The organism is Flavobacterium sp. (assembly GCF_024642105.1).
Taxonomy (GTDB): Bacteria; Bacteroidota; Bacteroidia; order Flavobacteriales; family Flavobacteriaceae; genus Flavobacterium.
The window spans coordinates 1-13068 of sequence record NZ_JAHEBT010000017.1 but is presented as its reverse complement, the minus strand read 5'-3'; the positions used below and the strand labels follow the sequence as shown (position 1 = coordinate 13068).

At 36.7% G+C, this 13068-nt stretch carries 16 protein-coding genes; 12 read left to right on the top strand and 4 right to left on the bottom strand.

Annotation, left to right across the window (positions count from 1 at the left end; genetic code table 11):
- The first annotated feature begins 10 nt into the window (after positions 1 to 10).
- A complete protein-coding gene (locus tag Q0L65_RS03940; protein ID WP_296683740.1) occupies positions 11 to 1090 on the top strand; it encodes an HlyD family secretion protein in 1080 nt (359 codons plus the stop codon).
- A 1-nt stretch (position 1091) separates the two neighbouring features.
- A complete protein-coding gene (locus Q0L65_RS03935) occupies positions 1092 to 2669 on the top strand; it encodes a DHA2 family efflux MFS transporter permease subunit (RefSeq protein ID WP_296683737.1) in 1578 nt (525 codons plus the stop codon).
- Positions 2670 to 2780: 111 nt separating this feature from the next.
- Here Q0L65_RS03935 and yaaA read toward each other — a convergent pair whose 3' ends face one another.
- Positions 2781 to 3539, bottom strand: a complete 759-nt coding sequence (yaaA, locus tag Q0L65_RS03930) for a peroxide stress protein YaaA (protein ID WP_296683735.1) — start codon at positions 3537 to 3539, stop codon at positions 2781 to 2783.
- A 123-nt stretch (positions 3540 to 3662) separates the two neighbouring features.
- On the opposite strand from yaaA, the gene Q0L65_RS03925 reads away from it, so the two are divergent.
- From Q0L65_RS03925 to Q0L65_RS03895, 7 genes are all read left to right on the top strand, one after another.
- Positions 3663 to 4037 (top strand): DUF1801 domain-containing protein, encoded by a 375-nt coding sequence (locus tag Q0L65_RS03925; RefSeq protein WP_296683733.1) that lies wholly within the window; start codon positions 3663 to 3665, stop codon positions 4035 to 4037.
- Between the two features lie 159 nt (positions 4038 to 4196).
- Entirely contained in the window at positions 4197 to 4496 is a 300-nt protein-coding gene (locus Q0L65_RS03920) for a helix-turn-helix transcriptional regulator (RefSeq protein WP_296683730.1), read from the top strand.
- Between the two features lie 195 nt (positions 4497 to 4691).
- Positions 4692 to 4937 carry an AbrB/MazE/SpoVT family DNA-binding domain-containing protein gene (locus Q0L65_RS03915; protein ID WP_296683728.1) on the top strand — a complete coding sequence of 82 codons (246 nt, stop codon included), beginning with the start codon at positions 4692 to 4694 and terminating at the stop codon, positions 4935 to 4937.
- A complete protein-coding gene (locus Q0L65_RS03910; protein ID WP_296683725.1) occupies positions 4928 to 5251 on the top strand; it encodes a type II toxin-antitoxin system PemK/MazF family toxin in 324 nt (107 codons plus the stop codon). Before Q0L65_RS03915 ends, Q0L65_RS03910 begins: the two co-directional genes overlap by 10 nt.
- Positions 5252 to 5546: 295 nt before the next feature.
- A complete protein-coding gene (locus Q0L65_RS03905) occupies positions 5547 to 6050 on the top strand; it encodes a hypothetical protein (RefSeq protein WP_296683722.1) in 504 nt (167 codons plus the stop codon).
- A 241-nt stretch (positions 6051 to 6291) separates the two neighbouring features.
- A complete protein-coding gene (locus tag Q0L65_RS03900; protein ID WP_296683719.1) occupies positions 6292 to 6774 on the top strand; it encodes a helix-turn-helix domain-containing protein in 483 nt (160 codons plus the stop codon).
- Between the two features lie 55 nt (positions 6775 to 6829).
- Entirely contained in the window at positions 6830 to 7417 is a 588-nt protein-coding gene (locus Q0L65_RS03895) for a nucleotidyl transferase AbiEii/AbiGii toxin family protein (protein WP_296683717.1), read from the top strand.
- 67 nt (positions 7418 to 7484) lie between these two features.
- On the opposite strand, the gene Q0L65_RS03890 is transcribed toward Q0L65_RS03895, so the two are convergent.
- Together Q0L65_RS03890 and Q0L65_RS03885 are read right to left on the bottom strand one after the other, a co-directional pair.
- Positions 7485 to 8522: an RluA family pseudouridine synthase gene (locus Q0L65_RS03890; RefSeq protein ID WP_296683714.1), complete on the bottom strand. Its 1038-nt coding sequence runs from the start codon at positions 8520 to 8522 to the stop codon at positions 7485 to 7487.
- The gene (locus Q0L65_RS03885) at positions 8512 to 9132 is read right to left on the bottom strand and encodes a PASTA domain-containing protein (RefSeq protein ID WP_296683711.1); all 621 of its coding nucleotides are present in this window, start codon (positions 9130 to 9132) and stop codon (positions 8512 to 8514) included. The genes Q0L65_RS03890 and Q0L65_RS03885 overlap by 11 nt, the downstream gene beginning before the upstream one ends.
- Before the next feature lie 207 nt (positions 9133 to 9339).
- Between Q0L65_RS03885 and Q0L65_RS03880 the strand changes: the two genes are divergently transcribed.
- Genes Q0L65_RS03880 through Q0L65_RS03870 form a run of 3 tightly spaced genes read left to right on the top strand, consistent with a single transcriptional unit; the run spans position 9340 to position 11418 of the window.
- On the top strand, positions 9340 to 10311 hold the full coding sequence (locus Q0L65_RS03880) for a D-alanine--D-alanine ligase (RefSeq protein ID WP_264533325.1): 972 nt from the start codon (positions 9340 to 9342) through the stop codon (positions 10309 to 10311).
- A 10-nt stretch (positions 10312 to 10321) separates the two neighbouring features.
- Positions 10322 to 10780, top strand: a complete 459-nt coding sequence (gene coaD / locus Q0L65_RS03875; RefSeq protein WP_296683706.1) for a pantetheine-phosphate adenylyltransferase — start codon at positions 10322 to 10324, stop codon at positions 10778 to 10780.
- Positions 10781 to 10839: 59 nt separating this feature from the next.
- A complete protein-coding gene (locus Q0L65_RS03870; RefSeq protein ID WP_296683705.1) occupies positions 10840 to 11418 on the top strand; it encodes an alkylphosphonate utilization protein in 579 nt (192 codons plus the stop codon).
- 197 nt (positions 11419 to 11615) lie between these two features.
- Here the strand turns inward: Q0L65_RS03870 and Q0L65_RS03865 are convergent, their stop codons facing one another.
- Entirely contained in the window at positions 11616 to 12959 is a 1344-nt protein-coding gene (locus tag Q0L65_RS03865; protein WP_296683703.1) for a DEAD/DEAH box helicase, read from the bottom strand.
- Positions 12960 to 13068 lie beyond the last annotated feature (109 nt).

Below are 13068 nucleotides of genomic sequence, written 5' to 3'. Positions count from 1 at the left end.
AACACCTGACATGGAAAAGAAAAATACCAATAAAAAGTTCATCACTATATTTTTAGCATTAATCATTGTAGGTGGTTCTTATGGAACATACAAATACCTGCACGCACAATCTCATGAGCTAACCGATGATGCTCAAATTGAAAAACGAATGAATCCAATTATTCCAAGAGTTTCGGGATATGTGGACCAAGTGTATGTAAAAGACAACGATTTTGTAAAAAAAGGAGATACCTTATTTACGATTGATCAAAGAGATTTTAAAATCAAAATTGAAGAAGCTAATGCTGCACTAGTAGCTGCCGAAGGTAGTTTTGAAGTGTCAAAAGCAGACATCAGTGGTGCCTTAGCTAGCGTGGCTGTTTCTGACGCTAACGTTCAATCAGCAAGTGGTAACATTGAGGCAGCAAAAATTCGTTTGGGACGCTTGACTAGTGATTACAACAGATACAATAATTTGTACCAAAATCATTCGATTACCAAACAACAATACGAGCAAGCTTTGGCTGCCAAACAAGAAGCGGAAACGCAAGTGCGTATTTTGCAACAGCAACAAAAAGCAAGTAGCTTCCAAAAATCGGTTATTGAAGCCAAATCAAAAGTGTCTAACAAACAAACTGAAGTGGCTGCTGCCAATATAAAAAGAGCGCAAGCACAATTAGAAGCGGCTAAATTAAATCTTACGTATACTGTAGTAACTGCAGCTATCGACGGACAAGTGTCTAAAGTAGATATCCAACCAGGACAATTGGTTCAGGCTGGGCAATCGTTGTTCCAAATCATCAATAATGCTTCGGCTTGGGTAATTGCTAATTTCAAAGAAACGCAATTGAACAAAATGGTAGAAGGACAAAAAGTAACCATCAAAGTAGATGCGTATCCTGATTATGATTTCCAAGGAACTATTACTTCTTTTTCTCCAGCTACAGGAGCACGTTTTTCATTGCTACCTCCTGATAATGCTACGGGTAACTTTGTAAAAACAATCCAACGTTTACCTGTAAAAATCAGTTTAGACGCGAACAACGATCCTGAAAAAATTAAATTATTACGTCCAGGAATGAATGTGGATGTTGACGTACATTTAAAATAAAATGGTACAAGCAGACGATTTAGTAGAATACGGCTATAGACGTGTAATCATCACCATTACAGCGGTACTTTGTGCCTTGCTCGAAATTGTAGACACCACTATTGTCAACGTGGCATTAACCAATATGAGAGGAAGTCTTGGAGCGACCTTAAATGATGTAGCTTGGGTAATTACTGCTTATGCTATTGCGAATGTAATTGTCATCCCGATGACGAGCTGGCTTTCGCAACAATTTGGAAGACGAAATTATTTTGTGGTTTCCATCATCATCTTTACGACCGCTTCTTTTTTATGTGGTAACGCAAGTAATATATGGGAACTGATAATTTACCGATTCATCCAAGGTCTGGGTGGTGGCGCTTTATTGGTAACGGCTCAAACCATTATTACCGAGAGTTATCCAGCCGCTAAACGTGGAATGGCACAAGCCATTTACGGAATGGGAGTTATTGTGGGTCCTACACTGGGTCCGCCATTGGGAGGATATATCGTAGATAATTTTTCGTGGCCTTACATTTTTTACATCAACATTCCTATCGGGATTGTAGCGGCTATTCTAGCGTTTACTTTTGTAAGAAGTCCAAAATACGGCGAAAAATTAAAAGCAAATCAAGTGGACTGGTGGGGGATTTTATTCCTTATGAGTTTCATTGGTTCATTGCAATACGTTCTAGAACACGGTCAGCAAGACGACTGGTTTAACGATACAACCATCTTGGTTTTGAGTATTGTATCCGTTTTTGGACTGTTATTTTTTGTGTGGCGAGAACTCACTTACAAACATCCTATTGTCAACCTCAGTGTTTTAAAAGATGGAAATCTCCGAATTGGTGTCGTGATGTGTTTTATCCTTGGATTTGGATTGTATGGTTCGACTCTAATTATTCCTATTTACACCCAAGCTATTTTGGGTTGGACAGCTACAGATGCTGGTTTATTATTAATTCCAGGTTCCATAACTACAGCATTCATGATGCCCATTATTGGTAAAATGATTCAAAAAGGAGTTCCACAAGGTTATATGGTGGGAGTGGGATTCTTAATTTTCTTCTTCTTTACTTTTATGATGTACAGCCGAATGACGCCTGATACAGGAGTAGAACATTTGTTCTGGCCATTAATTTTAAGAGGAATTGGATTGGGATTGCTTTTTGTACCCATCACTACCCTATCGCTTTCAACTTTGAAAGGAAGAAGTATTGGCGAAGGGGCGGCTTTTACCGGAATGATGCGTCAATTGGGTGGATCGTTTGGTATTGCTATTATTACGACCTACATCACACGATTCAGTCAAGAACACCGAGTGAGTTTATTGGCTAATATCGACCCAACCAAAACCAATGTGCAACAACGTATTGCTATGCTTCAAAGAGGATTTATGTCCAAAGGATATAGCAGCAATGAAGCCTTGAATAAAGCGTATCAGATACTCGATTATTCGGTCATGAAGCAATCTACCGTTATGGCGTATATGGATGTTTTTATGTATCTCGGAATCCTGTTTCTTTGCTGCATCCCAATTATTCTACTAATCAAAAAAGGGAAAAACAAAATTGATCCTGCCGAAGCGATGCACTAAAATACTATTACACAGATTAAGACCTCGGTTTTAGTCTGTGTTTTTTTTATTTCAAATCTAAACACAAAGAACTCAATTATTGTAATCTGCGAATCTGCGGTGAACGAATTATTACCTCGTAAAAATCAAATTATTCCCCTTTGATAAATTGGCATCAAATTGATACCCATCGTAGTTGAACCCTTTTAAATCGTCGATAGTTTCAGCATTTGTATCAATAATATAACGCACCATCATGCCCCTCGCCTTTTTGGCAAAGAAACTAATCATCTTTAATTTGCCATCTTTGTAGTCTTTAAAGTCGGGTGTAATAACTGGCACTTTTAACGCTTTAGTATCAATTACCGAAAAATATTCATTGCTTGCTAAGTTCACAAACAACTCTCCTCTTTTCAGTTCTTTATTCAAACTAGCGGTTACCGTACTTTTCCAAAAATCATATAAATTGTTGCTTTCGCCAATGGGTAATTTGGTTCCCATTTCCAATCGGTAAGCTTGCATCAAATCCAAAGGTTTCAGCACGCCATACAAACCTGATAAAATGCGTAAACGATCTTGCAACACATCCAACTTTTCCATTGGAATCGAATACGCGTCTAAACCTGTATACACATCTCCATCAAAAGCATAAACCGCAGGACGGGCATTCGAACTATTGAAAGGAGTTTTCCACGCCTTATTGCGTTGCCAATTCAAATCAGCCAATTTATCTGAAATCGCCATCAATTGTGATAATTCAGCAGGTGTTTTTTGTTTCAATACTGCATGCACTTTTTTGGACTCTTTTAATAAAATCGGTTGTGTGAATTGCGTTGTAGGCAATTCTTTTTCGAAGTTCAACGACTTGGCTGGGGAAATTACTATCTTCATGGTAAACGACGATTAATCTGCTGATTGAATTGGATTCAAAAGTACAAATTGAAAACCCGAAAATCAAACTTTGTTTTCGTGCCACTCAAAACTTTTATTATTTTTGAAATAAAATAGATTACAATGGCTACTACTAAACAAAACGACACCGAAGGAGTTAACAAATACATCTCAAATCTACCTGTAGAGCAACAAATAGCGTTGGAGCGCGTGCGCCAAATCATTAAAAATACGGTTCCCGAAGCACAAGAATACTTAAGTTATAAAATGCCAGCCTACCATTTTCACGGAATGATTGGTGGCTTTGCGGCTTTTAAAAACCATTGCAGTTTTTTTCCTTGGGATTCGAAAACTATTGATGTTTTCAAAGACGAATTAACAGGTTTCAAAACCTCAGCAGGAACCATTCAATTCACCCCAGAAAAACCACTTTCAGAAGAATTATTACAAAAAATACTGCGCTATCGTGTGGAGGGTAATTTGGAAAAAAGGAAATAGTTTTTTGCCACAGATTACACGGATTCAACGGATTTTATCCGCGGGAATCAGTAACATCTGTTTAAAATCCGTTGGGAATTTTATATTTAACAAAGTTATACTAAAAGGCAACTTTTGTTTATTTTTGTGCTAAACAAAAATCACAAATTAAAGCCGAATATGAAAACAAATAAACTACAAACACTTTCTGAATTTAAAGACGAGTTCTACGGAAACATAGGAACCGAAAAACGTATTGCTTTAGAAGAAGGATACCAAGAATTCAAATTAGGAGCTTTAATTCATGAAGCCCGAATTGAAAAGGGATTAACCCAAGAACAATTGGCTGAGAAATGCGGTACAACCAAATCCTACATCTCAAAAATTGAAAATAACATCAAAGAAGTTCGTTTCTCTACTCTACAAAAAATCGTAGAATCAGGTTTGGGCGGAAAATTAGAATTGAATATCAAGTTGTAATTTATAGCCACAGATTCAACGGATTGTATCCGCGGGAATCAGTAACATCCGTTTAAAATCAGTGAACTAATTGTTCAATTAATGAATTGGTAAATTTTCAAATTATTCAATTGTTACATTAAAATAATTGGTAAAAAACTTCATAATTCAATTAAAATGTAGTTACTTTGTAATAACTTTTTAAGCAAGTAAATTATGGAAACGGCAATAATCAAAATTGGAAACTCCAAAGGGTTGCGTTTAAGCAAAACTATTTTGGAAAAATACAACATCAAAGATAAAGTAGAAATTATACTTGAAATGGGGCAAATCATTCTTAAACCTATTGAAACTCCAAGAAAAAACTGGGACGTTTCATTTGAAAAAATGCACCAAGAAGGAGATGATGCCTTATTACTTACTGATGTTTTTGAGGACGAAGATTTTGAAGAATGGAAATAGTACAATATGCAATAGTTCTAGTCAATCTAGACCCAACATTGGGCAGTGAAATTCAAAAAACTAGACCTTGTGTGGTTGTTTCACCCAATGAGATGAACAAACACTTAAATACCATTATCATTGCTCCAATGACTTCTAGTTTGAAAGAATACCCAACCAGAGTAGCAGTTAATCATAATAGTAAAAAAGGAATGATTGCTCTGGACCAAATTAGAACCGTGGATAAAACGAGAATTCTAAAAGCCTTAGGAAAATTGAACAAAACAGAAATTCAATTCACTAAAGAAGTCCTTAAAGAAATGCTAGTAGATTAATTGCTACATTGATTCATTTTCAAATTGTTTAATTGTTTCATTAAAAAATTTGCTACATTTGAAAAGCTTGGTAACTACAATCGCCCCAAATTGGTTTCATTTACAGATTGTATGAAATTTAAATGCAAACACCTACAACTGTTTGGGTAACAATCAATTTTGGTAGTTTTGATTTAAAAAAATACAACTATAATTGAATATAGCCATTCAAAAACGTTTAGCTTTGCTCATTAAAAGAGTAAAAAACTGAGCATATAATCAAGTTAGTAGCCATTTTGACAACTATCCATTTAAAATGAAAATACGAAGCCTTATATTTAAAGTTCCTGAACCAGAATTGAAAGTGGTTAAAAGTCTTTCTGTCTACATTTCCGAAAAGTATTCCGAAATAATTTTGGCACCACAATCGAAAGATTCTAAAGCAGGTTACAGTTTTGAACAAGAAGAATGTGAAGTCATTGATTTGAAAAGTTCCGCAGAAATTATTGGCGAAGCTGTAAAACGTAATTTCAATAAATTTAATATTGCTGAAAATAAAAGTGTTTCCGGAAAAATGGCAGATTGGCCGGCTCTAAAAGCAAGCAAAGAGAAAACCAAAATTGGATTTAAAAAAAACTATGTTCGCTTATATATTTCAGGTGTTAACGAATATAACTACAGTTTAAATATAGAAACAGTGTTTAATTATCCTGCGGGAATTGAACTGACTACGACGATTGCAGCTAAAAGCGAGAATGTAAATATGGGAAATAGAATTTTGAAAATATTTTACTCAGACATTTGTGAACGCAGAAAATAAAACGCCCGCTACGCAAAGTCTCTCGACTTTAAGTCCCGCTCCCGCACGAAATGCAATTTGACGAAGCCAATCCTTTCACGTGGATATAAAACAACAAAAAGCCCCAATCGGGGCTTTTTTTATTCTTCTTCCGCAGTATGCGATTTTGAGTAATTTCTCCAACGTTCCAAACAATCCTTGAAGTCGTAACTCAAGATATAAATTTTAGTAAAATATAAACAAATTTGTTTACATTTGCAGTATGAAAAACTATATAGAAAAATACAAAGGAATACATCCTGGCATTATATTGGAGCGAGAATTGAAGAAAAGAGCGCTACACCAGCGTCCTTTTGCCTTGTCTATAGACGAACATCCGCAAACATTAAATGCGATTACTAAGGGTAAGAGAAAATTAAACACCCCATTAGCTTTAAAGATTGAAGAAAAACTTGGTATTGAAGAAGGAACTTTAACACTACTTCAAACCTATTATGATATTAAGGAAGAGAAAAGTAAAATAAAACAAACTACTCCTAACCTAGCCATATTGAGAAAGTCATTATTTTGGGACACAGATAGCAACAAAATAGATTGGTCAAAACAATACAAAGCCGTTATTCAACGTGTATTTGAAAGAGGCAACGAAATAGAACGAGAAGAAATTATTCGTTTCTACGGAAAAGAAAAAATCAAAAAAGCTTTATATCAAAAGAACCCACCTTACACTATTCACACTAAGTAAAATGGTATATTACAATACGATAAATAAACTACTTAAAGATAGTTTGTTAAAATTAATGAAGGCTCAAGAATTCTCTCCATTTAGATTGGTTGGCGGAACTGCATTAAGTTTACAATTAGGGCATAGAGAATCCATTGATATTGATTTATTTAGTGATATTGAATATGGTACATTAAATTTTAAGGCGATTGAAGATTTTTTGAAAAGCAATTTTAAGTATGTTGATTTTTTAGAAATTCCGTCTGCAATGGGAAAGGCATATTTTATCGGAGAAAACAGAGACAACACCATTAAATTAGATTTATTTTACACGGATTCTTATATTCAATCTTATATAGAAATAGATGGCATCAGAATGGCAAGTATTGAGGAAATTATAGCTATGAAAGTAGATGTTATTCAAAGAGGGGGGCGGAAAAAAGACTTTTGGGATTTACACTATTTATTAGACACTTACAACATCATGCAAATGATAGCATTTCATGAACAACGCTACCCATATACGCACGATAAAGATTTAATTGTTCGAAATTTTACAAATTTTAACTTGGCAGATGATGATTTTGATCCAATCTGCTACAAAGGAAAATATTGGGAGTTTATAAAAGAAGACTTTGAAGAAACAATTAAAAATAATTTTTAACTATTTTTCAGTACTTGATTATTTTCAAAACCATTAACAAAACAAAAAGCCCCAATCGGGGCTTTTTTTATTCTTCTTCCGCAGTATGCGATTTTGAGTAATTTCTCCAACGTTCCAAACAATCCTTGAAGTCGTCTGGCAATTCCGTATCAAAACGCATCATCTCGCCCGTATTCGGGTGGATAAAGCCCAAGGTCTTGGCGTGTAACGCTTGTCTTGGCAACGCCTTAAAACAGTTGTCTATAAATTGTTTGTATTTGGTAAACGTGGTTCCTTTCAAAATCAAATGACCGCCGTAACGTTCGTCATTAAATAGCGGGTGTCCAATGTGTTTCATGTGCGCACGAATCTGGTGCGTACGTCCCGTTTCCAGTTGGCACGAAATCAAGGTCACATAACCAAAACGCTCCAATACTTTGTAATGCGTAATCGCAGGTTTACCGATTTCGGGATCGTCAAAAACCGCCATTTGCATGCGGTCTTTCAAGTGTCTCGCTAAATTACCTTCAATAGTTCCGGCATCATTAGCGACATTGCCCCAAACGAGCGCCATGTATTCTCTTTCGGTCGTTTTGGCTTCAAATTGTTTGGCCAAATGTGTCATCGCCGCTTCCGTTTTGGCAATCACTAACAAGCCCGAAGTATCTTTATCAATACGATGCACCAAGCCAGGACGCTCACTGCTATTCATCGGTAAATTATCAAAATGAAACGCCAAGGCATTCACCAAAGTTCCGGTGTAATTCCCATGACCAGGATGCACGACTAAACCAGGCTCTTTGTTGACAAGCAACAAGGCCTCATCTTCGTACACAATATTCAACGGAATATTTTCTGGCAACACATGGTTTTCAAAAGGGGGATGTGATAACATCACCTTAATCACATCAAACGGCTTGGCCTTGTAGTTGGATTTCACAATTTCGTCATTGACAAAAATGTTGCCGCTATTCGCTGCATTTTGAATTTTATTTCGGGTCGCATTCGGAATCAGCCCCATCAAGTATTTATCAATACGTAAAAACGCTTGACCTTTGGGAACCTCAAATTTAAAATGTTCAAATAATTCGTCTTCTAAGTCGAAGGATTCGGTATTATTGCTCATCTACTGGGGTTTCTTCAACAGGTGTTGCTGTACTGTCAACTTGTACTTCCTCTTCATAACTCATTTTTCCATCTCCTAAAACCAAGTCAATTTTAGACGATTTCATCACACGCTCTCCTGGTTTTAAGTTACGTCCTTTGTAACGCATGGCTAACACCATATCTTTACCCAAACTAGGCTCATAAGTTATCGTTCCTTCTTCTAAACCAATGGCTTTTAAAGTCGGCACCGCCTCACGGTAGGTTTTATCAATCAAATCAGGCAACTTCACTGAAGAATACCCCGATGCATTAATTTTAATATATACTTTTCTGCCTACTTTCACTTTCGTGCCTGGCAATGGATCTTGTTCCACCACAGTAAATGCCGGATAATCTCCTCTAAAATCGACACTATCCAAGAGCACGTAATCCAAATCCAACTCATCTAGCTTGTCCTCTACTTGTTCCTCAGTTAGTTTACTCAAATTCGGCACGGCAATTTCATGACCATGATCAGTCGTAAAAGTCAACCAATGCATAAACAAATAACCCAAAACTGCAATAATGGCAAGCGCAGCCAAAACTTGACCGAAAAACACACGACTCGTTAGATACTTACGTAAACTCATAAATTTATTTTTAGTAGGCACAAAGATAAACCTATTTCGTTTCAAAAAAAATGATAATTTTGTTTACTAGTTTGTTAGGAGCTTTTTCCCGCTATCCGCTCTATCTTTTTTTGGCCAAAACCTAAAAAAAAGGATGCCGCTTTTATCGGGGCTAGGATAAACACTCCGGCAAACGCCTATAGTAAACAAAGACTTAAACCATTTGAAATGAAAAACATTGCCATCATCATGGGCGGCTATTCTAGCGAATACAAAATTTCACTAATTAGCGGAAACGTCGTGTACCAATTCTTAGACAAAACTAAATTCAACGGATTTAGAATCCATATTTTCAAAGAGAAATGGGTCTATGTAGATGCCAATGATACCGAATTCCCAATTGACAGAAATGATTTTTCAGTAACCGTTGACGGAAAGAAAATAACTTTTGATTGTGTTTTTAACGCCATTCACGGTACTCCAGGCGAAGATGGATTGATGCAAGCCTATTTCGAATTGCTTGGCATTCCTCAAACGGCTTGCGATTATTACCAAGCGGCTTTGACCTTCAATAAGCGTGATTTGCTTTCGGTTTTAAAACCTTACGGCATCAAAACCGCTACTTCGTATTACTTAAACAAAGGCGACCTAATCGATACGAATGCTATTGTAGCCAAGGTAGGATTGCCTTGTTTTGTAAAACCTAATAAAGCAGGTTCTAGTTTCGGGATCTCTAAAGTGAAAACCGCTGCCGAATTGCCAATTGCCATTGAAGTAGCTTACAAAGAAGACAACGAAATCATCATCGAGAGTTTCTTGGATGGAACTGAGGTTTCTGTGGGAGTCATCAATTACAAAGGTGAAATCACCGTTTTACCCATCACCGAAATCGTTTCTGAAAATGATTTCTTTGATTACGAAGCGAAGTATTTAGGAAAATCACAAGAAATTACACCGGCTCGCATTTCAGATGAAATGACTCAAAAAGTAGGCGAAATTGCCAAACGTGCCTACAAAGCGTTAAAAATGAAAGGATTCTCTCGTTCTGAATTCATCATTGTAGATGGCGAACCGCACATGCTAGAAATGAATACCATTCCCGGTTTAACCACCGAAAGTTTGTTGCCACAACAAGCCAAAGAAGCTGGCATTTCATTAGAAGACTTGTTCACTAATGCGATTGAATTGGCTTTAGCCTAAACCCTACACCATGAGAAAAGCCATATTTCCAGGATCGTTTGACCCCATTACCTTAGGTCATGAAGACATCATCAACAGAGCCTTGCCCTTGTTTGACGAAATCGTGATTGCGATTGGTATCAACGCCGATAAAAAATACATGTTTTCCTTGGAAGACAGAAAACGATTCATCGAAGAAACCTTCAAAAACGAACCTAAAATTTCGGTAATCACCTACGAAGGTTTAACGATTGATTTGTGCCAAAAAATAAATGCCAACTTCATTTTACGTGGTTTGCGCAACCCTGCCGACTTCGAATTTGAAAAAGCCATTGCGCACACGAACAGACGTTTGTCTAAGATTGAAACGGTCTTTTTATTAACGGCTGCCAAAACTTCGTACATCAGCTCGAGCATTGTACGCGATGTGATTCGAAATCACGGCGAATACGAACTATTAGTTCCTGAAGCCGTAAGAGTCAACAAGTAGTAGCACCAAAATTTGCGAAAAGCGCTATTTAGCGTTACTTTCGCCAAAAAAATAAAACCATGAGTTTAGATAGAGAATTAAACAAACGTAGCGGAGGTCAATGCGAATTGTGTGCAGCTACAGAAAACTTAAAAGTATATACTGTTTTGCCTACTCAAAAAGGAGGAATTGACGAAAGTGTTTTTGCTTGTGCTACTTGTGTAGACCAAATTGAAAATCCTGATAATGTGGATTTAAACCACTGGCGTTGTTTGAACGAAAGTATGTGGAGCGAACACACCGCAGTTCAAGTAGTAGCTTGGAGAATGTTAAGCCGTATGCGTGCAGCGGGTTGGCCACAAGAATTATTAGACATGATGTACCTTGACGAAGACACTTTAGCTTGGGCGCAAGCCACTGGCGAAGGAGAAGACGACGAAAACAAAATCATCCACCGCGATAGTAATGGAGTTATTTTGGAACACGGAGATTCAGTGGTATTAATCAAAGACTTGAAAGTAAAAGGATCCAGTATGGTAGCTAAACAAGGAACTGCCGTGCGTAACATTCGTTTGGATCATGAAAATGCCGAATACATTGAAGGAAAAGTCGATGGTCAGCAAATTGTAATCATCACACAATACGTGAAAAAAATATAACTTTAGGTTACACCTGAAAAAGAGGGTGTTTAAAAATTAAATGTTGTGTCATTCCGAATTTATTTCGGAATCTATAAATAGTAGTACTATATAGAAGCTGAAACAAGTTCAGCTTGACAAGTTTAGTGTTTTTTTAAACACCTTTTTTTATTTATAATCATACATCGAATATCCAATATCGTAAATCGTACATCCAATTATTCTTCTTTCTTAATGACTTTTCGAGCGACTTCAATTTTGAACTTCTTTCCTTTCATTTTTTCATCTCTCACATTCTGAAGTAAGTCTTTCACTTTGTTGTATTTGACCGCTGCAAACGAGATAAAATCTTTGACCTCAATCAATCCTAAATCGCCTTTTTCTAATTTTCCTTTTTGAGAAAAGAAGCCTACAATATCAATCTTATTCAGTTTATTTTTCTTTCCACCACTAATGTAAATCGTTTGGAATTCGGGTGGTTTGGGTAAAGTTGTAGCCGAATCTACAGGCAAGACTTCCATACCATAATCCAAATACTCCATTTTTTTCTCAGATTCGTGCGCAATAATATAAGCCGTTCCCGAAGCCTGCATACGAGCCGTACGCCCATTTCGGTGTGTGAATTCGTCTTCTTTCAAAGGCAAATGGTAATGAATTACGTGTTTCATTTCTGGAATGTCCAATCCACGTGCTGCTAAATCAGTAGTGATTAAATAACTCACACTTCCATTTCTAAACTGAATCAAAGCGCGTTCACGCTCGTCCTGATCCATTCCGCCATGATAGTAAGTGGCATAGATTCCTTTAGTGTTTAAGGTGTCACTGATACGTTCAGCAGCGTCGCGATGATTACAAAAAATAATTGCCGCTTGCGATTTCAACGAACAAATCAACTGAAACAAAGTGTTGATTTTGTCTTTCTCTTTGGAAACCACTAATTTCATACTCAAATTAGTTTCCTCTTGTGTTTCGGGAATAAAATCCAAAACGGTAGGATTCACCACACGCGTGTATTTTGGAATTTCAATATCGGAAGTTGCCGAAACCAAAACACGTTTGTTCAGTTTGGTTAGTTTACCAATGATAAACGACATTTGTTCGTGAAACCCTAATTGTAATGATTTATCGAATTCGTCCAAAACTAAGGTTTGGATTTTATCCAATCGGAAAGTGCCACGATCGATATGGTCAGCTATTCGACCTGGAGTTCCTATTAGAACGGCTGGCGGATTGCTTAAGTTTTTGATTTCAGTATCAATGGAGTGACCACCATAACAGGTATTCACTTTATAATCGGTTCCCATTTTTTTCCAAACCTGTTCAATTTGCAATCCCAGCTCACGAGAAGGTACTAAAATTAAACATTGCACCGACAAAATTTCGGGTTGCAATAATTCGAAAATTGGCAATAAAAAAGCCAATGTTTTTCCGGAACCCGTTGGCGAAAGCAATAGCACATTATTATCATTTACAATAGCATCTTGTGCTACTTCTTGCATTTCATTAAGACTCTCAATCCCTAAATTCAGGAGTAGGTTGTTGGAATGGTGTTGTGTATTCATGGCGCAAAGATAGTGCTTTGGTTGGCGAATAAGAAAACCCAAGTCTTTATTTGATTCTTTTTCAGTGATAATTTAAAAAAAGCTACATTTGATTTTTATAAAAACTACC